The organism is Sulfitobacter sp. W074 (assembly GCF_025142275.1).
GTDB lineage: Bacteria > Pseudomonadota > Alphaproteobacteria > Rhodobacterales > Rhodobacteraceae > Sulfitobacter > Sulfitobacter profundi.
In genome coordinates, this window is sequence record NZ_CP081130.1 from 454,774 (window position 1) to 476,287 (window position 21,514).

General features: G+C 62.3%; 17 protein-coding genes. 11 read left to right on the forward strand and 6 right to left on the reverse strand.

Annotated features, from left to right (window positions below):
* From K3762_RS02300 to K3762_RS02310, 3 genes are read right to left on the reverse strand one after another with little or no spacing between them, the layout of a single operon-like run.
* Positions 1 to 1,056 (reverse strand): saccharopine dehydrogenase, encoded by a 1,056-nt coding sequence (locus tag K3762_RS02300; protein ID WP_132444149.1) that lies wholly within the window; start codon positions 1,054 to 1,056, stop codon positions 1 to 3.
* Positions 1,053 to 1,676, reverse strand: a complete 624-nt coding sequence (locus K3762_RS02305) for a glutathione S-transferase family protein (RefSeq protein WP_120350054.1) — start codon at positions 1,674 to 1,676, stop codon at positions 1,053 to 1,055. Before K3762_RS02305 ends, K3762_RS02300 begins: the two co-directional genes overlap by 4 nt.
* Before the next feature lie 26 nt (positions 1,677 to 1,702).
* On the reverse strand, positions 1,703 to 2,353 hold the full coding sequence (locus tag K3762_RS02310) for a histidine phosphatase family protein (RefSeq protein ID WP_120350055.1): 651 nt from the start codon (positions 2,351 to 2,353) through the stop codon (positions 1,703 to 1,705).
* Between the two features lie 162 nt (positions 2,354 to 2,515).
* Between K3762_RS02310 and fdhF the strand changes: the two genes are divergently transcribed.
* Both fdhF and K3762_RS02320 read left to right on the forward strand, forming a co-directional pair.
* Positions 2,516 to 5,281: a formate dehydrogenase subunit alpha gene (fdhF, locus tag K3762_RS02315; RefSeq protein WP_132444150.1), complete on the forward strand. Its 2,766-nt coding sequence runs from the start codon at positions 2,516 to 2,518 to the stop codon at positions 5,279 to 5,281.
* A gap of 14 nt (positions 5,282 to 5,295) precedes the next feature.
* Positions 5,296 to 6,489, forward strand: a complete 1,194-nt coding sequence (locus K3762_RS02320; RefSeq protein WP_132444151.1) for a Zn-dependent hydrolase — start codon at positions 5,296 to 5,298, stop codon at positions 6,487 to 6,489.
* 6 nt (positions 6,490 to 6,495) lie between these two features.
* Here the strand turns inward: K3762_RS02320 and K3762_RS02325 are convergent, their stop codons facing one another.
* Together K3762_RS02325 and K3762_RS02330 are read right to left on the reverse strand one after the other, a co-directional pair.
* Positions 6,496 to 7,212: a response regulator transcription factor gene (locus tag K3762_RS02325; protein WP_132444152.1), complete on the reverse strand. Its 717-nt coding sequence runs from the start codon at positions 7,210 to 7,212 to the stop codon at positions 6,496 to 6,498.
* Entirely contained in the window at positions 7,209 to 9,119 is a 1,911-nt protein-coding gene (locus K3762_RS02330) for a PAS-domain containing protein (protein ID WP_132444153.1), read from the reverse strand. The genes K3762_RS02325 and K3762_RS02330 overlap by 4 nt, the downstream gene beginning before the upstream one ends.
* 114 nt (positions 9,120 to 9,233) lie before the next feature.
* On the opposite strand from K3762_RS02330, the gene K3762_RS02335 reads away from it, so the two are divergent.
* The 9 genes from K3762_RS02335 (at position 9,234) to K3762_RS02375 (ending at position 20,154) form a co-directional block, all read left to right on the forward strand.
* Positions 9,234 to 9,656: a cytochrome c gene (locus K3762_RS02335; protein WP_067916388.1), complete on the forward strand. Its 423-nt coding sequence runs from the start codon at positions 9,234 to 9,236 to the stop codon at positions 9,654 to 9,656.
* A 198-nt stretch (positions 9,657 to 9,854) separates the two neighbouring features.
* Positions 9,855 to 11,786, forward strand: a complete 1,932-nt coding sequence (locus K3762_RS02340; RefSeq protein WP_260011256.1) for an AMP-binding protein — start codon at positions 9,855 to 9,857, stop codon at positions 11,784 to 11,786.
* Positions 11,787 to 11,836: 50 nt separating this feature from the next.
* Complete coding sequence (locus K3762_RS02345; protein ID WP_120352129.1) at positions 11,837 to 12,655, forward strand: ABC transporter ATP-binding protein; 819 nt, start codon at positions 11,837 to 11,839, stop codon at positions 12,653 to 12,655.
* A 59-nt stretch (positions 12,656 to 12,714) separates the two neighbouring features.
* A complete protein-coding gene (locus K3762_RS02350; protein ID WP_132444191.1) occupies positions 12,715 to 13,704 on the forward strand; it encodes a branched-chain amino acid ABC transporter permease in 990 nt (329 codons plus the stop codon).
* 63 nt (positions 13,705 to 13,767) lie between these two features.
* The gene (locus K3762_RS02355) at positions 13,768 to 14,844 is read left to right on the forward strand and encodes a branched-chain amino acid ABC transporter permease (RefSeq protein ID WP_120350062.1); all 1,077 of its coding nucleotides are present in this window, start codon (positions 13,768 to 13,770) and stop codon (positions 14,842 to 14,844) included.
* Positions 14,845 to 14,926: 82 nt separating this feature from the next.
* A complete protein-coding gene (locus K3762_RS02360) occupies positions 14,927 to 16,207 on the forward strand; it encodes an ABC transporter substrate-binding protein (RefSeq protein ID WP_067630058.1) in 1,281 nt (426 codons plus the stop codon).
* 67 nt (positions 16,208 to 16,274) lie between these two features.
* The gene (locus K3762_RS02365; RefSeq protein WP_067630052.1) at positions 16,275 to 17,111 is read left to right on the forward strand and encodes an ABC transporter ATP-binding protein; all 837 of its coding nucleotides are present in this window, start codon (positions 16,275 to 16,277) and stop codon (positions 17,109 to 17,111) included.
* A 91-nt stretch (positions 17,112 to 17,202) separates the two neighbouring features.
* Positions 17,203 to 18,429 carry a phenylacetate--CoA ligase family protein gene (locus K3762_RS02370; RefSeq protein ID WP_260011266.1) on the forward strand — a complete coding sequence of 409 codons (1,227 nt, stop codon included), beginning with the start codon at positions 17,203 to 17,205 and terminating at the stop codon, positions 18,427 to 18,429.
* A gap of 54 nt (positions 18,430 to 18,483) precedes the next feature.
* Positions 18,484 to 20,154: an iron ABC transporter permease gene (locus K3762_RS02375; RefSeq protein WP_260011269.1), complete on the forward strand. Its 1,671-nt coding sequence runs from the start codon at positions 18,484 to 18,486 to the stop codon at positions 20,152 to 20,154.
* Positions 20,155 to 20,444: 290 nt separating this feature from the next.
* Here the strand turns inward: K3762_RS02375 and K3762_RS02380 are convergent, their stop codons facing one another.
* Positions 20,445 to 21,461 carry a Fe(3+) ABC transporter substrate-binding protein gene (locus tag K3762_RS02380; protein WP_132444155.1) on the reverse strand — a complete coding sequence of 339 codons (1,017 nt, stop codon included), beginning with the start codon at positions 21,459 to 21,461 and terminating at the stop codon, positions 20,445 to 20,447.
* Positions 21,462 to 21,514: the final 53 nt, after the last annotated feature.

A 21,514-nucleotide genomic window follows, 5' to 3' on the forward strand; every position in this document is an offset into this window, starting at 1 on the left:
TCAGACCTTTGCGACATGCTGGTCAAACAGCTCCCGCGCACCTTGCCAGACGGGATTGTCTACCTCTGGCAAGGCCCGCAGGGTCGGTAGCAACTGCCCTGCAAAATCCTCAGAGCTTTCGCGCGGCAGCATTGAGGGCAGGTTGTCGATGGCCATGACATCCAGCGGCGGGGCGTCATGCACACGCAGCGCTGGCTCCGCCCAAGTGGTCGCCCGGGCATAGACCTGCACAGGGTTGAAGGCGCTGTCTGGGTCGCAGGCGATGTCGCCGATCACCCGCAGCGCGCGCTCTGCCTTTGGGGCATCGGGGCGGACGAAGGCCGGAGTCTCGGGGCCTGCGAGGATGCAATTGAAGAAATAGGCATGCTTGAGGATCTCAGGGAATGGCCCGCCGTGGGCGGTCTCAGGCATATCCCAGCCGGTGACGGGAATGCCCAAAGCCTCGCAAAGATCGCTCGCCCCGCGCCCCACGCGGCCCAAAGCGCCGATCACCAGCGCGCGGTCTTGGCCCGCATCGACCTGCGCGAGGTCCTCGGCCAGCGCCGATTTTAGGGCTTCGGCATCGGGGTAGGGCTGCACCGGGCCGCAAGTCTCTCCGCGCAGCTGCGCGATGCGGCATTTGACAGACACCGCAGCCCCGGCAAATCCCGCCCAATAGCCAAAGGCGGCAACGCGGCGGCCAGTATCATCGGTCAAATATTCCAAATCCAGCAAGGTGCCGCCACCGGCCTTGAACCGTTCCAACAACGTCCGCCCCGAGGATTGGCCCTTGTAGGCGTGGCCGAACATGATGTGGACATGGGGCAGGGGCGTCCCGTCTTCGGGCAGTTCCTTCAGGCCAAAGATCACGGCATCGTGCGGGGCGTCAGGCCAGCTATGCGCGGGGACGATCTCGCAGCCCGCTTGCGCATAGGCGGCGGTGGGGATCACGCGGCTGTCGCTGTCTTCGACGCTCACCTTCATGCCTGTCGCGATCAGCGCGGCGGCCCCTTCGGGCGTCAGCCCAGTGCGGGTCTCATTGTCGCGCTGTTCGGCGCGCAGCCACAGATGGGTCATACCAGCATTCCTTTTTCACGGATGGCTTTCACGCTGGCGCGGTCCTCCATGCGGGCGGCGAAAGCCTTTAGCTGGGGGAAATTGGCGCGGTCGACCCCGTCCCCCTCGAGCCAGCCCGACACGACAAAGAGATAAGGATCGGCCAGCGATAGCCTGTCGCCCGCGACGTAATCGCCCCGGAAGGCGTGGTTTTCGACATAGGCCGCGCAATCGGCCATGGTCTGCGGCACCTTGGCTTTCATGTCGTCAAAGCTCGATTGCTGGTCGGCCCAGCGGTGGCCGCGCATTTTATGCGCGTGGGCCACATGCATGGTCGAGGCGAGGTAGTACATCACCCCGCGCATATGCGCCGCGGCCTCAGGGTCAGCCGGGACCAGCGCCGCATCGGGCGCACGGGCGGCGACATAGTCCAAAAGCGCGCCGGTCTCGGTCAGGGCGCTGCCCGCTTCGGTCACGAGGGTCGGCACGCGGCCTTTTGGGTTCAACGCCAGATAGGGCGCGCCGGTCTGTTCGGCGGCGGCGAAATCGACCTTCACCGGCTCATAGGCCAGCCCCGCTTCTTCAAGTGCAATGGCAACGGCGACTGAGATTGTGCCGGGGGCGTAGTGGAGTTTCAGCATGGGGGCAGCCTTTCGCGGGCGAGGGATCAGATATGCGTTTGTGCAAGGCGGCGGTCGGGACGGTCAAGGTGCGGCACGGCATTGAACAGCACGGGCGACCAATGCCCGCCGATGGGAAAGAGCCGGTGCATCGAAGTATGCATGATCGCCAGCGCCAAGCGCGCCATCGCCGGAATGCCCACGCCCATGGCCTGCGCCATCGCCAAAGAAATCAGCCCGCCCGAGGTCACCACCAGCGCCGGGCCTTCGCCCTCGGCAATCTCGGCCAGCGCGGATTGAACACGGGTCTCAAAGTGCTCGTAGGTTTCGGGCGTGTCGGCAAGCTTGCCCGCTTTCCAATAGTCGAAGACCTGCGGCAGATGGTGCACAAACTCGCCCGCGCGGGGGAAGGGCACCTTGTGCTGTTGCTCCATCAGATTGGCAAGGGTGAAATATTCCAGCTCATTCAACCGGGCGTCACGGATGGGTTCCAGCCCGGTCTTCATCGCCTCGGCGGTTTCGATATGGCGGGTCAGGGTGCCGGTATAGAGCCGCGTGTGGTGGCTTTCGCTGTGACGCAGATGCTCGCCCAACCATGCGGCTTGCTCATGGCCAAGCGGGCTAAGTTGGTCATAGCTTAGCTCGTCCTTGGCGGTGGAATTGGCTTGGCCGTGGCGGATCAGGGTAATGTGGGACATCAAATGGCTTTCACTGTTCGCCCAAGTGATAGGGCAGCTTGTCGGGCCATACAATCCAATGCGCTGCGGCGGCGTTTATCCGTGACGGGGTGTCGGGATTGGCCCCTGACACGGGCCGGGTTTTGTCTATAGTTTGGTCAATAGCCAGCGGGAGGGGTAGCCATGTCCGAGAGGATCACATTCACGCTTGATGGTCAGACCGTCGAGGCCGAAACCGGCATGACCATCTGGGAAGTGGCCAATGGCCGGGGTCTGAAGATCCCGCATCTCTGCCACAAACCTGCCCCCGGTTACCGCCCCGACGGCAACTGCCGCGCCTGTATGGTTGAGATTGAGGGCGAGCGCGTGCTGGCGGCTTCGTGCATCCGCGAACCTGCCGAGGGGATGGTTGTCACGACCAACAACGCGCGGGCCGAGAATGCCCGCAAGATGGTGATGGAACTGCTGCTGGCCGACCAGCCCGCGCAGGACGTGGCCCACGACAAGTCGAGCCATATGCGCGAGATGGCGGCGCTGAGCGGGGTGGAAAGCAGCCGTTTTCCCAAGCTTGAGCGGGACCGCATTCCGCTGTTGGACGACAGCCATGTCGCGATGCGTGTGAACCTTGATGCCTGTATCCAGTGCAACCTCTGCGTCCGCGCCTGCCGCGAGGTGCAGGTCAACGACGTGATCGGCATGGCCGGGCGCGGTCACGATGCCTATCCGGTGTTTGACATCGACGATCCGATGGGCGCATCGACCTGTGTGGCCTGCGGCGAATGCGTGCAAGCCTGCCCGACGGGGGCGCTTATGCCTGCCACGGTGGTGGATGAGGCGCAGATAGGTGACTCTGCGGATTACGACAGTGAGATCGAAAGCATCTGCCCCTTCTGTGGTGTGGGCTGTCAGATTTCGCTCAAGGTGAAGGACAACAAGGTCAAATATGTTGAAGGTATCAACGGCCCGGCGAACGAAGGGCGGCTCTGCGTTAAGGGCCGCTTTGGCTTTGACTATATCCACCACGATCACCGCCTGACCAAACCGCTGATCCGCCGCGAGGACGCGCCCGCCAAAGGGCTGAATGTCGATCCGGGCAATTGGGGCGAGGTGTTCCGCGAGGCCACATGGGACGAGGCGCTGGATTTCGCGGCACAGGGCCTCAAGGGGCGCGGGCGCGAGGTGGCGGGCTTTGGCAGTGCGAAATGCACCAATGAAGAAGCCTATCTGTTTCAAAAGATGATCCGCCAGGGCTTTGGCCATAACAACGTCGATCACTGCACGCGGCTGTGCCACGCCTCATCCGTGGCGGCGCTGATGGAGAACGTCGGCTCAGGCGCTGTCACGGCCACCTTCAATGAGATCGAAAATGCCGATGTGGCCATCGTCATCGGCGCGAACCCGGTTGAGAACCACCCCGTCGCCGCGACCTATTTCAAGCAATTCACCAAACGCGGTGGCAAGCTGATCGTGATGGACCCCCGCGGCGTGGGGTTGCGGCGCTTCGCCAGCCATATGCTTCAATTCCGCCCCGGCACCGATGTGTCGATGCTCAACGCGATCATGCATGTGATCGTCGAAGAAGGGCTCTATGACGAACAATATATCGCGGCCTATACCGAGAATTGGGAGGCCGAGAAGGCACATCTGAAGGACTTCAGCCCCGAGAAGATGGCCCCCATCTGCGGGATCGGGGCCGAGGTGCTGCGCGATGTGGCGCGAACCTTTGCAGGGGCCAATGCGGCGATGATCTTTTGGGGCATGGGGGTGAGCCAGCACATCCACGGCACCGACAATTCGCGCTGTTTGATCAGTCTTGCGCTGATGACCGGCCAAATTGGCCGCTCCGGTGCTGGGCTACACCCGCTCAGGGGCCAGAATAACGTGCAGGGCGCGTCTGATGCGGGGCTGATCCCGATGTTTCTGCCTGATTACCAACCGGTGGAGGACGACGGCGTGCGCAGCGCCTTTACCGACGTCTGGGGCTCGGGTGATTTTAGCGCCGAGAAGGGGCTGACCGTGACCGAGATCATGGACGCGGTGCATGACGGCGACATCAAGGCGATGTATGTGCTGGGTGAAAACCCGGCGATGTCGGACCCGGATGTTGACCACGCCCGCGCGGCCCTTGCCAAGCTTGATCATCTGGTGGTGCAGGACATTTTCCTGACCGAAACGGCGAATTACGCCGATGTGATCCTCCCCGCCAGCGCCTTTGCCGAAAAGGCGGGCACTGTGACCAACACCAACCGACAGGTCCAAATGGGCCGCCCCGCGGTGTCGCCCCCCGGTGAGGCGCGCGAGGATTGGTGGATCGAGGTGGAACTGGCCAAGCGGCTGGGGCTGGGTTGGGACTACGAAAGCCCGGCGGATGTCTTTGCCGAGATGAAGCGCAACATGGCCTCGCTCGACAATATCACATGGGACCGGCTGGCGCAGGAGAATGCGGTGACCTACCCGTCGCTCAGCGAAAACGATCCCGGGCAGGCGATTGTCTTTAGCGAGGGTTTCCCGCGTCCCGAAGGCCGTGCCAAATTCACCCCCGCCGCGATCGTGGCCCCTGATGATGTGCCCGATGCGGAGTATCCGATGATCCTGACCACGGGGCGCCAGTTGGAGCATTGGCATACCGGGTCGATGACGCGGCGGTCCAAGGTGCTCGACGGGCTGGAGCCGGAGGCGAATTGCTCGTTGCACCCGTCGACCCTGCGTCGCCTCGGCGTCGCCCCGGGCGAACATGTGCGGCTGTCGACCAAACGCGGCAGTATCGAAATCATGGCCCGCGAGGATCGGGCGGTATCACCCGACATGGTTTTCCTGCCCTTCGCCTATGTCGAAGCGGCGGCGAATATCCTGACAAATCCAGCGGTTGACCCCTACGGCAAGATCCCGGAGTTTAAGTTCTCTGCCGTTAGGGTGGAGGCGGCGAAAGGGGCCGTCGCCGCCGAGTAAAGAAAGTTTTAAAGATGAAGATTGATGCCGCCCGATTTCTGAAAGACCTGCATGACCTGCGTGCCATTGGCGCAGCGGGTGTGGGCAAGGGCGTGGTGCGCCCGGCCTATTCCGCTGCCGATGTGGAGGCGCGAGAATGGCTTGCCGGGCGGATGCGCGACGCAGGGCTGACCGTTGAGGTCGACGCCATGGGTAACCTCTTCGGACTTGCCGAGGGGCCGTCGATCCTGCTGGGGTCGCATTCCGACAGCCAGCCCGAAGGCGGCTGGCTTGATGGTGCCTTGGGTGTGATCGCCGCACTTGAAGTGGCCCGCGCAGCACAGGAGGCCGGGGGGCCTGCGGTCTCGGTCGTGTCGTTTCAGGACGAAGAGGGGCGCTTTGGCGTGACCACCGGTTCGACCGTCTGGTCCGGCGCTTTGGATCAGATGGATGCTGACAGTCTCACCGATCACGCCGGGGTCAGCCTGGCCGAGGCGCGCCGCGCGATGACGGGTATGGTCACCGGCCCCGTCGATCCCGCGCAGTTCACCGGTTATATCGAGTTGCACATCGAACAGGGTCCGACGCTGGATGACAGTGGCGAGCAGATCGGTGTCGTCACTGATATCGTCGGCATTCGCGATATGAAGGTGACCTTTGAAGGCCAGCAGAACCACGCGGGCACCACGCCGATGGCTGTGCGCAAGGATGCCTTTCAAGCGGTATCTGCCTTCAACAGCCTGCTCAATGACCGGCTGCGCAATGTGGTGACGCCCAGCACCGTCTGGACGATCGGCCATGTCAGCCTGCATCCCAATGCCTCGTCCATCGTGCCGGGCAAAGCGGTATTTTCCATGCAGTGGCGGGACGGCGACAGCGACCGTCTGTCCCGGATGGAAGCGATCATCCGCGAGACTGCCGAAGAGGTCGCCCAGACCCGCGGGATGGAGCTGTCTTTTGGTCCGATGTTGGGGTTGGAGCCGGTGGCGATGGATGCCCGGCTGCGCGACGCGCTGGCCGATGCGGCGGAGACGGTAGCGCCGGGCAAGTGGCGCAAGATGCCCTCGGGGGCTTTGCACGACGCGACCAATGTGGCCCGGCTGATGCCCGTGGCGATGTTGTTCGCGCCGTCGATCAATGGGATCAGCCATGCTTTCGAAGAGGACACAGCCGAAGACGATCTGGTCGCGGCGGTTGAGGTGCTGGGCCGGGCCGTCGCGGCGCTTTGAGCGCCGTCAGTCCCAATCCACATCGCCAAGGAAGATATAGCCCGCGCCATAGATCGTCTTGATCAACTGCGGGTTCTTCGGGTCTTCGCCAAGTTTCGTGCGCAACCGCGAGATGCGCACGTCCATCGCCCGGTCAAAGCTTTCCGAGGCGACGCCGCCAAGGCTTTCTTGCATCTGCGCGCGGCTGATCAGGCGTTTCGGTGCGTCTAGGAACAGGCGCAGCACCTCGCCTTCGGCGTGGGAAAATGTCACCTCGGTGCCTGTCGCATCCTGCAAGACATAGCGGTCGAAATGCGCGGTCCAGCCGTTGAACCGCGCGGTGGTGCCAGCCTGTGGCGTCGGCTTGGCGCTGCGCAGGCGCGCGCGAATGCGGGCGACCACTTCCGCCGGATCGAAAGGTTTGATGATGTAATCGTCGGCCCCCAGTTCCAGCCCGGTCACCCGGTCTTGCACCTGCGCGCGGCCCGAGATGATGATCACAATCGCGCCTTGTTCCAGCGCCAGCCGATGTACCAGCGTCAGCCCGTCGGTGTCGGGCAGGCTGAGATCGACAAGGCAGACATCGGGCGTATGGTTGGCCAAGGCGGCCTCAAAAGCCCGCGCGCGGCCAAAGCTGAGCGTGTCGAAGCCCGCTTCCTGCAAGGTGTCCGACAGCATCTGCCGGATCTCGGGTTCGTCATCCAGAATGGTGACCAGTGGGCGCGGGGCGGTATCACGGCTCATGGGGCGGTGGCTTTCAATGGGGCGATCAACGCTTGCAGATCGTCTTTTTCAAAGGGTTTGCGCAGCACCGGCGCGAGGGTCTGCGCCTCGACGAAAAGCGGGTGGTCGGGGGGCAAGGAGGTCATCAGCAACAGCGGCAGGCTGCTGCCGACGCGCCGGGCAAGGTCGATGCCGGTGCCTTCGCCGGTGAGTTGGATGTCCGAGAGGACAAGGGTGATGTCGGGCAGATCAGCGATCAGGGCCGTGGCCTCATCGGCGCTGGTGGCCTCGATCACCGAATGGCCCTGATCCATCAACATGTCGCGCACCACAGCGCGGATATCACTCGTGTCTTCGACCAGCAGCACCAGTCCTGTCGTGGCGGGCACGGTGGCGCGGTAGGGCAGGCGCAGGCTGATCTGCGCGCCGCCCTCGGGGGCATTGCTCAGCCGCAGATCGCCGCCTGCGGATTTGGTCATGTCGTAGACCATCGGCAGGCCCAGCCCCGACCCCTCGCTGCCCTTGGTGGTGAAAAACGGCTCGACCCCACGCTCCAGCGCAGAGGGAGAGAAGCCCGGCCCGGTATCGTGGATCACCCATTCGGTCCATGTGTCATGCACCAGCCGTTGGGTCAGCGTGATCGTGCCCTGCGCGCCGCAGGCATCGCGGGCATTAAGGATAAGGTTCAAAAGCGCGTCCTGCACCCGCCCTTTATCAAGCAGGACAGACCCCTCCGGCGCGTCATTGCGCACCACCAGCGCGCATTTCGGCGGCAGAGTGGGGGCGGCGAGGGTCGAAAGCTCGTTCAGCAGATCGGCGAGATCGGTGGCCGCGGGGCGCAGGGCGCGGGGTTCTGTCACATCGGCGATGGAACTCAGCAGCGTGCCGCCCCGCCGCGCGGCGGCCAAGGTGCCTTCGACCAATTCGCCCGCTTGGCGCGGCATGTCAGGCAGGCGGGCAAGTTTCGACTGCATCCCCAGAATGATCGTCAAAAGGTTTGAGAAATCATGCGCCAGCCCAGAGATCATCCGTGAGGCGAGCTCGCGTTTCAGCGTCTGTTGCAGAGCGACGCGGGTCTGGGTTTCTTCGGTGATGTCCATCGACAGGATGTAAACCCCGCCGCGCCCATCGGGGGTGAAGGCACCGCGTATCCGGCGGGCAGAGGCGTCATGAGTGAACTCGATCACCGCCGGGCTGCCCGCATAGGCTTGGGTCAGCGCCGGTTTGATCCGCGCATAGGCGGAGGCCCCAAGCGCGTCGCTGATGTGCAGTCCGTAGATATTGCTGGGCCGTCCCGGCATGACACTGCTCAGACGGCGGTTGGAATAGATATAGCGGCCATTCTCGTCGACATGGGCGATATGGGCTGGCATCATCTCGGTCGTCAGGCGGGTGCGGGCTTCGCTTTCGGTGACCTGCCGTTTGGCTTCTTCCAGCGCCGTGATCGTCGCTTCGAGTTTGCGGTTGCTGGCGGCGAGTTGTTCGGCATGGGAGAGCAGTTGATCGCTCAGCGCATCGGACCGCGCGCGCAACAGCGCCTCTTGCCGTTTGGTGTTGGTGATGTCGGTATAGACGGTGACCCAGCCGCCCTGCGGCAGCGGGGAGCCTTCGACGCTGATGGTGCGCCCGTTCGCGCGGGTGCGTTCCATGTAATGCGGCACAAAAGCCTGCGCCTGTTCGACACGCTCGGCCACGAAGGCATCGACATCCGTGACCTCACCATATTCGCCGGTTCCGGCAAGGTGGCGGATCGTATCCTCAAACGGCGCGCCGGGGGTGACCAGTTCATCGGGCAGATCGAACATGGATTGAAACGGCCCGTTGCAGACCGCAAGGCGCAGGTCGCTGTCATAGATCGTCAGCGCCTGAGCGATCAGGTTCAGACCGGCTTGGGTCAGGGCTTTGGTTTGGTCATCGGTGATCTGCATTGGCATCCGTCGACGGTAGGGCCAGCACCGCGCAGAGGAAAGGCCAAATGGCGCTTGACCTTCTTGCGCTGGAGGCCCGGAGAAGCGCGGCAAATGAAACCCGAAAGGCAGAGCATGGACAAGAACTTTGGAATGGTGGCGGTGGCTGCGGTGGTCGCGATTGGCGGATATATGTGGTGGCGTGCCGAAGAGGCCCCGGCCCCCACAGCAAGCGGCGCGGCGATGGCAGCCGTCACCCTGCCGGACAGCCTGAGCGAGCAGGCGCAGATCGGCGCGCGTGCATTTGAGGCGAAATGCTCGGCTTGTCACGGGGTCAATGCCGCCGGGCGCGAAGGCGCAGGCCCGCCGCTGATCCATAAAATCTATGAACCCAGCCACCACGGCGATGGCGCCTTTCTGGTCGCGGCAACCAATGGCGTACGCCAGCACCACTGGTCTTTCGGCAATATGCCCCCGGTGGAAGGGATCACCCAGGCCGAGGTTAAATCCATCGTGACCTATGTGCGCGAGGTGCAGCGTGCCAACGGCATCGACTAGCCGCGAAGGGTGCTAAATCGCGCTGTAACAATTCGTTAGGATTCGGAAAAGATCAGGAAAAAGTTGACCTCCACACCTAAGACAACGTCACTTGTGAGATCATAGAATCGCACAAGCGATCGAACCCGCCGGGGAGGGCGGGCATGGGAGGAAGACAATTTGGCTAAGCCGCTGACGCGTGCCGACGGACCTCAGTCCGTGCCGGCGCTGTTGCATCGCAACGCAAGTGAATTCGCAAACGCCCCCGCTTACCGGGAGAAGGAATACGGGATCTGGCAAAGCTGGACCTGGTCGCAGACCCGCGACGAGGTTGAGGCGCTGGCGCTCGGATTTCTGGAGCTGGGATTGGACGAGGGCGATTTCGTCGCTGTTATCGGGCGCAACCGACCATACCTCTATTGGGCGATGATGGCGGCGCAGATGGCTGGCGCCATCCCCGTCCCGCTTTACCAAGACGCCAACGCCGAAGAGATGGCCTATGTCATGGGCCACTGTGGCGCGCGTATTGCCGTGGTGGGCGATCAGGAGCAGGTCGACAAGATCATCGAAGTGCAGGCGCAGCTGCCCGACTTTGAGCGGATGATCTATCTCGACCCGCGGGGCCTGCGCAAATACGACCACTCCAAGCTCGACCAATACAGCGCCGTGCAGGAAATGGGCCGCTCCAACCGCGAGAAACACATTGCGGAACTGGAAGCCCGTCAGGCCAAACTGAACTACGATTCAACTGGCGTGATGCTTTATACCTCGGGCACCACCGGCAAGCCTAAGGGCGTGGTTCTGTCCAACCGCAACGTGATCGAGACCGCGAAGTCGTCTTCGGAGTTCGACAATCTCAAACGCAATGATGAGATCCTCGCCTATCTGCCGATGGCATGGGTTGGTGATTTCATCTTCTCCGTGGGCCAAGCGCTCTGGACCGGGTTCTGCACCAATTGTCCCGAAAGCGCCGAGACGATGCATGTCGATCTGCGCGAGATCGGGCCGACCTACTATTTCGCTCCGCCGCGTGTGTTCGAGACGCAGCTGACCTCCGTCATGATCCGCATGGAAGACGCGAGCCGCTTTAAGAAATGGCTGTTCGACAAGTTCATGGCTCATGCCCGCAAGGTTGGGCCAGCGATTCTGGATGGCAAAAAGGTATCCGCTTGGGATCGCGCGAAATATGCGCTTGGTGAGCTGATGATCTATGGCCCGCTGAAAAACACGCTGGGGTTCAGCCGCGTGCGGGTGGGCTATACGGCGGGCGAGGCGATCGGCCCGGAGATTTTTGATTTCTACCGTTCGCTCGGCATCAACCTGAAACAGCTCTACGGCCAGACCGAGGCGACGGTGTTCATCACCGCCCAGCCTGACGGCGAAGTGCGCAGCGACACCGTGGGTGTGACCTGCCCCGGCGTTGAGTTGAAAATCGCGGACAATGGCGAGGTCTTCTACCGCTCGCCGGGTGTCTTCGTGGAATACTACAAGAACCCCGAAAGCACCGCCGACACCAAGGATGCCGAGGGCTGGGTCGCCACGGGCGATGCGGGCTTTATCGAAGAAGGCTCGGGCCACCTGCGCATCATCGACCGCGCCAAGGACGTGGGCCAGATGGCCGATGGGCGGCTCTTTGCGCCGAAATATGTGGAGAACAAGCTCAAGTTCTTCCCCAACATCCTTGAGACTGTGGTTTTTGGCAACCAGCGCAGCGAATGCACCGCTTTCATCAACATCGACCTCACGGCGGTGGGCAACTGGGCCGAGCGTAACAACATCGGCTACGCCTCTTACCAAGAACTCGCGCGGCATCCGCAGGTGATGGACACGATCCAAAGCCATGTGGAGGAGGTGAACCGCTCGGTCGCCGAGGATGAGATGCTTTCGGGCTGTCAGGTGCACCGTTTTGTCGTGCTGCACAAAGAGTTGGACGCCGACGATGGTGAATTGACCCGCACCCGCAAAGTGCGCCGCAAGATCATCGAAGAGAAATACGCCGACATTATCACCGCGCTTTATGACGGCTCCAAACAGGTCAGCACCGAGACGGAAGTGACTTATGAGGATGGCCGCAAGGGCTCGATCAAGGCGACGCTCGAGATTCGCGACGCCGCGGTGCAGCCGACCAGCCACAAGATGGCAGCGGAATGAGCGCGGCCGGGGCCAGCGCCGGGCAGGCGGGAACTATGGAAAGGGACAGCGTGAAAGATCAGGCTGACAGCTATGTCACCGACGACGGCCGCACCATCGGCCCGACGGTGATGGAGATGAAGAACATCACCCTGCGCTTTGGCGGCGTGGAGGCGATCAAGGACATCTCATTCGACATCCGCGAGGGTGAAATCCGCGCGATTATTGGGCCGAACGGGGCGGGGAAGTCCTCGATGCTCAATGTAATCAGCGGCTTCTACGTCCCGCAGGAGGGTGAGGTTTGGTACAAAGGCGCGCAGCGTCCGCCGATGAAACCCTACCAGGTGGCGCAGCAGGGCATCGCACGGACCTTTCAGAACATCGCGCTGTTTGAGGGCATGTCAGTGCTCGACAACGTGATGACGGGTCGTCTGACGCAGATGAAATCGGGCCTGCTGGCGCAGTCTTTGTGGAAGGGCAAGGCCGAGCGCGAAGAGGTCGAGAACCGCGAGATCGCCGAGAAGGTCATCGACTTTCTGGAGATTCAGGCGATCCGTAAAACCCCGGTCGCGCGTCTGCCTTACGGTCTGAAAAAGCGCGTTGAACTGGCCCGCGCCTTGGCGGCTGAGCCAACGATCCTGCTGCTGGATGAGCCGATGGCTGGCATGAACGTCGAAGAGAAAGAGGACATGTCCCGCTTTATTCTCGACGTGAACGACGAATTCGGCACGACCATCGCGCTGATTGAGCATGACATGGGCGTGGTCATGGACCTGAGCGACCGCGTCGTCGTGATGGATTACGGCCGCAAGATCGGTGACGGCTCGCCCCACGACGTACGCAACAATCAAGAGGTGATCGACGCCTATCTGGGGGTGGCACATGAGTGATCTTTGCATGGCGACCGCAGGCAGCAACACTGCCGTTCTGACTTTGGGGAGGGCCAATGATGCCTGAGCAACTGGCGTTTACAATCGAGGTCTTCATGAACGGGCTGATGGCCGGGGTGCTCTATGCGCTCGTGGCGCTTGGCTTCGTGCTGATCTACAAGGCTTCGGGCATTTTCAATTATGCTCAAGGTGTTATGGCGCTTTTTGCCGCGTTGACACTGGTCGGGATCATGGACGGGCAGGTGCCCTTTAGCCATCTGATTAACGCGATCCTCGGCACCGAGGTGCATCACTTCGGTTGGCATGTGCCCGCCTTCCTTGCCATCCTGCTGACGATGGTGGTGATGATCGTGCTGGCCTATTGCGTGCAGCGGTTCGTATTCCGCTACCTTGTGGGCCAAGAGCCGATCATTCTGTTCATGGCGACCATCGGTCTGGCCTATTTCCTTGAAGGCGTCGGCGATCTGATGTGGGGGTCTGAGATCAAGACGCTCGACGTGGGGCTGCCGCAGGGCATTAACATCTGGATTGATGAATTTACCTTTGACGCCACAGGCTACGGCTTCTTTATCGACAACCTCGATATCGTGGCCTCCATCGTCGCGGCGATCCTTGTGATTGGGTTGGTGATGTTCGCGCAATACACCAAGCAGGGCCGCGCCATGCGGGCTGTGGCGGACGACCATCAGGCCGCGCTGTCGGTGGGTGTCTCGCTGAACTTCATCTGGATTTTGGTCTGGTCGCTGGCGGGTTTCGTGGCCTTGGTCGCGGGCATCATGTGGGGCGCGAAATCGGGCGTGCAGTTCTCGCTGTCACTGATCGCGCTGAAGGCGCTGCCGGTGCTGATGTTGGGTGGCTTCACCTCGATCCCCGGTGCGATTGTCGGCGGGCTGATCATCGGTGTGGGTGAGAAATTGTTCGAATTCCTGATCGGTGCCCCCTTCCTGGGCGGCGCGACTGAGAACTGGTTCGCCTATATGCTGGCGCTGGTCTTCCTCGTCTTCCGCCCACAGGGCCTGTTTGGGGAGAAGATCATTGAACGGGTTTGATACAGGCATGATGCGCCGCTGTGCATCCAACGACACAATGATCGCAGAAGGGAAATCAGTCTAATGTTCTATCGTGAAGCAGGCGATTTCAGCACGACCTACGCCGAAGACCAGCAGACCTTTCCGATCAAGTTCGACCGGTATCGCTACTATGTGGTGCTGTTCGTTGCGATCTTTGTTATTCCCTTCATGGTCAATGACTACTGGGTAAACTCGCTGTTCCTGCCCTTCCTGATCTACGCCATTGCGGCGATTGGGCTGAACATCCTTGTCGGCTATTGCGGGCAGGTGAGCCTTGGCACCGGGGGCTTCATGGCGGTGGGCGCTTACGCCTCCTACAAACTGATGACGGCGATGCCAGATGTGAGCATGTTCATCCATATCCTGCTCGCCGGGTTGATCACCGCCGCGGTGGGCGCGCTGTTTGGGCTGCCAAGTCTGCGGATCAAGGGCTTTTACCTTGCCGTGGCGACACTGGCGGCACAGTTCTTCCTTGTGTGGCTGTTTAACCGGGTGCCGTGGTTCTACAACTACTCGGCCTCCGGCCAGATCAGCGCACCTGAGCGGGACACTTTTGGCATCCTGATCACCGGACCGAGCGCCGAAGCCTGGGCCACCTATATGTTCTGCCTGATTTTCACCGTCTTCTCGGCGCTGGTGGCGCGCAACCTGACGCGCGGCTCGGTGGGCCGTAAATGGATGGCGATCCGCGACATGGACATCGCCGCCGAGATCATCGGGGTGAACCCGCTGCGGGCGAAACTGACGGCCTTTGCGGTGAGCTCTTTCTTCATCGGCATCTCCGGCGCGTTGTTCTTTTCGATCTATCTCGGCGCGGTCGAAGTGGGCGAAGCCTTCGGCATCACCAAATCGTTCCTTGTGCTCTTTATGATCATCATCGGAGGATTGGGCAGCATCTTTGGCAGCTTTGCGGGGGCCGCATTCCTTGTGCTGCTGCCGGTGCTTCTGAAGATCGTCGGCGTCGACTGGCTGGGCTGGCCCACGGATATCGTGGCGCATTTGCAGCTGGTGATTGTCGGCGGGCTGATCGTGATCTTCCTGATCGCAGAGCCGCACGGGCTGGCGCAGCTGTGGCGCGTGGCCAAGGAAAAACTGAGATTGTGGCCCTTCCCGCACTAAGGGACGGCCATGAAAAGCGAGGCCGGAGGGAGGAAACCCGGCCCAAACACCCAAGTCGGACAATCCAAGGGAGGAAACACCGATGAAATATAAACTGGGAACACTGGCCGTAGCTGGCCTGATGGCCGCAAGCCCCGTGATGGCGGACCTTGTCTTTCCATCGCTGAGCTATCGTACCGGGCCCTACGCGGCGGGCGGCATCCCCTTCGCCGACGGTTACGCCGATTACTTCACGTTGCTGAACGAGCGTGACGGCGGCATCGGTGGCGAAACCATCCGTGTGCCAGAGTGCGAGACCGCCTATAACACCGAAAAAGGCGTTGAGTGCTACGAGTCGACCAAGGGCGAAGGCGCGCTGGTGTATCAGCCGCTCTCGACCGGCATCACCTACCAGCTGATCCCCAAAGTCACCGCAGACGACATCCCGATGCTGACATCGGGTCTGGGCCGTACCTCGGCCAAGAACGGCAACACTTTCAGCCACGTCTTTAACTTCCCGGCGAACTACTGGGATGGCGCGTCGGTTGCGATCAAGCACATCATGGAACAGGAAGGTGGCAGCCTTGAGGGCAAGAAGATCGCGCTCGTGTACCACAACTCCGCCTATGGCAAGGAGCCGATCCGCACGCTGCAAGAGCTGAGCGAGAAGCATGGTTTCGAGCTGAAAGAAGTGCCCGTCGATCACCCCGGTCAGGAGCAGAAATCGCAGTGGCTGCAAATCCGCCGCGACAAGCCTGACTATGTGATCATGTATGGCTGGGGCGTGATGAACCAAGTTGCGGTTCAAGAAGCCGCCAACATCCGCTTCCCGATGGATAAGTTCATTGGCATCTGGTGGTCCGGTTCGGAAAACGACGTTCTGGCGGCGGGTGCCAAGGCCGATGGCTACAAGGCGCTGACCTTCCACAACGTGGGCTCCGACTATCCGCTTTATGACGATCTGCAGAAGTACGTCGTCGATGCGGGCAAAGCTGCCGGCGCAGGCGATCAGGTTGGTTCGGTGCTTTATAACCGTGGCGTCTATGCCGCCATGCTGGTGTCTGAAGCGGCCCGTACGGCGCAGGAAATCCACGGTGTGAGCGACATCTCCGGCGGCCAGATGCGCGACGGGATGGAGCAGCTTGAGATCACCGAAGAGAAGATGGCGGCGCTTGGCTTGCCGGACTTCGGGCCTGAGTTCTCGGTCTCCTGTGAAAACCACGGTGGTGAGGGCTTTGTCGCCGTGACCCAGTGGGATGCGGAAGCCAAGGAATGGAACCTCGTGTCGGACTTCATGCAGTCGGATCAAGACGTGATCCAGCCGCTGATCGATGCGGATAGCTCGGCCTATGCCGACGAGAACGCCATCGAAGGCAACTGCTAAGACACCGCTCCCGGCTGCCCTTCTGGGTGGCCGGGAACCTACCCAAGCCCCAAGAAAGGTCCTTCCCATGCTGGATGCCGCCAACACCAATGACGTCGCAGTCGACAACCTGCTTGAGGTCAACAATATCGAGGTGATCTACAACCACGTCATCCTCGTGCTGAAGGGCGTCAGCCTGAATGTGCCCAAGGGCGGCATCACCGCGCTGCTGGGCGGCAATGGCGCGGGCAAGACGACGACGCTCAAGGCGATCTCGGGGCTGCTGGCCTCGGAGCGAGGCGAGGTTACCAAAGGCTCGATCAAATACCGCGGCGGTCCGATCCAGCATCAGGACCCTGCCGAGACCGTGAAGAAAGGTGTCGTGCAGGTCATGGAAGGCCGTCACTGTTTTGAGCACCTCACCATCGAAGAAAACCTGCTGACCGGTGCCTATACCCGCACCGATGGCAATGCCGCGATCCAGCAGGACCTTGAGATGGTCTATAATTATTTCCCCCGCCTGAAAGAGCGCCGCCGCTCGCAGGCTGGCTATACCTCGGGCGGCGAGCAGCAGATGTGCGCCATTGGCCGCGCCCTGATGTCCCGGCCTGAGACGATCCTTTTGGACGAGCCGTCGATGGGCCTTGCGCCGCAACTGGTTGAGCAGATTTTCGAGATCGTGAAATCGGTGAACGAACAGGAGGGCGTGACCTTCTTGCTGGCCGAGCAGAACACCAACGTCGCGCTGCGCTTTGCGCATTACGGCTACATCCTCGAATCCGGTCGCGTGGTGATGGACGGCCCCGCCAAAGACCTGCGCGAGAACCAAGACGTGAAGGAATTCTACCTCGGCATGTCCGACGAAGGCCGCAAGAGCTTTCGCGACGTGCGCAGCTACCGCCGCCGCAAACGCTGGCTGAGTTAAGCCGGTACCCGACCGGACCAGAAAGACCCAAGACAAGACCAGAGCGGGCCTGTGCCCTCTCCAGTGATGCCATAGCAGGAAAGTGACAGGGATGCTGACCAAGCCCCATTTCGACGATCTGGAAACCCGCAGCGCCGACCAACGGGCGGCCGATTTGGCGCAGGCGCTGCCGCAGCAGATCGCCCGCGCACAGGGCTTGCCGGGTTATGGCGAGACGCTCAAAGGGGTGGACGCATCACAGATCACCTCAGCCGCCGCCCTAGCCGACCTCCCGGTGCTGCGCAAATCTGAGCTTGGCAAGGCGCAGGCGGGGCAGCCGCCCTTCGGCGGGTTCACGACCAAGCCGGTGACGGAGTTCAGCCATGTCTTCCAGTCGCCCGGCCCAATCTACGAGCCCTCCAGCAACGATCCTGACTGGTGGCGGATGGGGCGCTTCCTGCATGCCGCGGGCATCGGCGCGGGCGATGTGGTGCACAACTGCTTTGGCTACCATCTGACCCCTGCCGGCATGATCTTCGAATCCGGGGCGCGTGCGGTTGGGGCGACCGTCTTGCCCGCAGGCACCGGCCAGACCGAGCTACAGGTCACCGCCGCCCGTGATGTGGGCTCAACCGCCTATGCGGGCACGCCGGATTACCTCAAGGTGATCTTGGAAAAGGCCGATGCCATGGGGGTTGAGCTGAAAATCACCAAGGCGGCAGTCGGCGGCGGCGCGCTTTTCCCCAGCCTGCGGGCCTTCTATCAAGAGCGCGGTATCACCTGTTTGCAATCCTATGCCACCGCCGATCTGGGCAATATCGCCTATGAAAGCCCGGCGATGGAGGGGCTGATCGTCGACGAGCAGGTCATCGTCGAGATCGTCACTCCCGGCACCGGAATCCCGGTCGCGCCCGGTGAGGTCGGTGAGGTGGTGGTCACCACGCTGAACCCCGATTACCCGCTCATTCGCTTCGCCACTGGCGACCTTAGTGCCGTTTTGGAGGGCGAAAGCCCCTGTGGACGGACCAACATGCGGATCAAGGGCTGGATGGGCCGCGCCGATCAGACCACCAAGATCAAGGGCATGTTCGTCCGGCCCGAGCAGGTGGCGGCACTGGTTGCCCAACACGAGGAGATCGAAAAGGCCCGTGTCATCGCAAGCCGGGAAGGCGAGGCCGATGTGATGACAGTTCAGATCGAAACCGCCGGAGAGGACAAGGACGCCTATGCCCGATCCGTCGCCGATCTACTCAAGCTCAAGGGCCGGGTCGAGCTGGTTGCCCCCGGCAGCCTGCCGCGCGACGGGTTGGTGATCGAAGATACCCGCAGCTACGATTGAGGCGCGGCGTCGCGCCCTCTGGCATTTCCGAGTGAAATCGTCGAAATAGGGCGCATGACGCTGAACACCGCCTCCTCTGAGACGCCTCATCTGCGCCGCGCCCGCGACGGGCTGCGCGCGCTGTCGGCTGTCGCCCTGACCGTCGCCACCATCTGTGCGCTGCCGATGCTGGCGGTCCTGATCGCCGCGCTGAGCGGCGGGACGGAGACGGTGCAGCATCTGATCGACACGGTGCTGGGCCGCTACACGGTGACGACGCTGCTTTTGGTGCTGCTGGTATCTCTCGGCACCTTTGCCATCGGTGTGGGGGCGGCATGGCTGGTGACGATGACACGTTTCCCCGGCGCCAAGCTGTTGGAGATTGCACTGGTGTTGCCGCTGGCCTTCCCGGCCTATGTGCTGGCCTACGCCTATACCCATGTGCTCGACCATCCCGGCATTGTGCAGACCATGCTGCGCGACGTGACGGGCTGGGGCCCGCGTGACTACTGGTTCCCCGAGATCCGCTCGCTTGGCGGGGCGGCGGCGATGCTAGTGTTGGTGCTTTATCCTTACGTCTACCTCCTGGCCCGCGCCGCATTTCTGCAACAAAGCGGGACGACATTCCTGGCCGCCCGCGCGCTCGGCTCCAGCGCTTGGGCCGCGTTTTTCAAGGTCAGCTTGCCGCTGGCGCGGCCCGCCATTGCGGGCGGCGTGTTGCTGGCGGTGATGGAGACCATCGCCGATTTCGGCACCGTGGCCTATTTCGGCGTCCAGACCTTTGCCACCGGCATCTACACCAGCTGGTTCTCCATGTTCGACCGGGCCGCCGCCGCGCAACTGGCGCTTTGCCTGCTGAGTTTCGCGCTATTGCTGGCGATGCTGGAGCGGGCGCAGCGCGGCAAGGCCAAGTATCACGACCCCGCGCGTCGGACCCAATCCGCACCGCCAGCCGAGCTGAAAGGCTGGCAGGCCGCAGCGGCGATCGTGCTTTGTGGTGTGCCGGTGCTCTTTGGCGCGGTGCTGCCGGTGGTCATCCTCGTGACCATGGGGCTTGATAGCGAGCAGAGCCTTTTCAGCCCGCGCTACCTCGGTTTCATGCGCAATTCGGTGACGCTGGCGGGGGTCGCGGCTGCGCTGACGGTGCTGGCGGCGATCAGCGTGGGGTTTTACCGGCGGCTGCGCCCGGGCCGGGTCTCGCAGGGGGCGGCTTATGTCGCGCGGTTGGGCTATGCGGTGCCGGGCGGGGTGATCGCCGTGGGGCTGCTGGTGCCCTTCGCGGCCTTCGACAACGCGCTCGATGCTTGGATGCGCGAGACCTTTGATGTTTCCACCGGGCTTTTGATTACCGGTTCAATTTGGCTCTTGGTGCTGGCCTATCTGGTGCGCTTCCTCGCTGCGGCGCTTGGGGCCTATGAGGGCGGGCAGTCGATGGTGCATGCGAATATGGACGCCGCCGCGCGGTCACTGGGGCAGACGCCCTTGGGGACGCTGCGCCGGGTGCATCTGCCGATCCTTGCGCCGAGCCTGCTGACCGCGCTGCTGATCGTCTTTGTCGATGTGATGAAGGAACTGCCCGCCACGCTGATCATGCGGCCATTCAACTATGACACGCTGGCGGTGCAGGCCTACCGTTTGGCGAGTGATGAACGCTTGAACGGAGCGGCGGTGCCGAGCTTGGTGATCGTGGCGATGGGGCTGCTGCCGGTGATTCTGATCTGCCGGCAGGTGGGGCGGCAGCGGTAACGCGGAAGGGCCAGCGCCTGCCCGTGGGGTGGCGATCCTGACGTGCCTTGGTGCCACTTTAGGGTGCAATCTTGGTGTGTGTTCGCTAGGGCTTGCCCTGCCTCACCAAATCGCCTCCCCGCCGGGACGGGCAGGCGATGGCCCGGCGCCTGCGGCTTGATTCCGGGCCGGGGCGCGATGAGGGGGAGGGTGATGCCCGGGGTGCCCCCGGGCGGGCGCTTGCGGGAAGCGCCGCGCATAAAAAAAGGCGGGCCCGAAAGCCCGCCTTCTGCATTACTCGCTAGGTTGAATTATTCCCAGCCGACCGAGTTGAAGATCTTCTGCGCGGTGCCGATGTTCTCGGCCACGTCCGACAGGTTCACCTCGTCGGCTTTGAACTCACCCAACTGCTTGACGCTGTCGGCCAGTTCTACGCCTTCCACGGTGGGGAATTCATCGTTGCCCGCCGAGAAATAGACCTGCGCCTGATCGGAGGCGAGATACTCAAGGAATTTCACCGCGTTCTCACGGTTCGGGGCGTTCTTGGCCACGCCGCCGCCCGAGAGGTTCATATGCGCGCCGTTGCCTTCTTGGTCCGGCCAGATCAGGCCGATCTTGCCGATATCGGCGCTCACGCCGTCGACGTCGGTGCGGATCGCGCGGGCGAAATAGTAGCTGTTGGAGACCGCGATGTCGCACTCACCCGAAACGATGCCGCGCAGCTGGTCGGTGTCGCCGCCTTGGGGGGCGCGCGCCATGTTGTCGACCACGCCCTGCGCCCATTCGGTCGCGGCTTCTTCGCCCTCATGGGTCACGATGGAGGCCAGCAGGGTCTGGTTGTAGGTGTTGGTCGAAGACCGGATGCAGACCTGACCTTTGTAGGCCGGATCGGCAAGATCCATGTAGGTCGCTGGCGGATTGTCCATCGTCTCTTTGTTGTAGAAGATGATCCGCGCGCGTTGGGACAGACCGAACCACTGGTTGTCGTCGTCCTGCAGGTTGCCGGGGATGCGCTCTTCGAGCGTGTCGCTCTCGACCGCTTGCAGCAGGTCCATGTCTTTGGCGCGCTTGAGGCGGCTGGTGTCCACGGTCAGCAGGACGTCGGCGGGGGAGTTCGCGCCTTCGGCTTCCATACGGGCCAGCAGTTCGTCGGCTTTGCCTTCGATGCGGTTGATGGTGATGCCGGTTGCTTCGGTAAAGTCGGAGTAGAGTCGCTCGTCAGTGTCGTAGTGACGCGAAGAGTAGAGATTCAACTCGCCATCGGCCAGCGCAGGAAGGGCCAGCGCCATCAGCGCGGCGGCGGCAGTCGATGTTTTGCAGAAGGTCATATCAGGGTCCTGTTCCATTTGGGATAACTTGACTGAAACAGTAAGAAACAGAT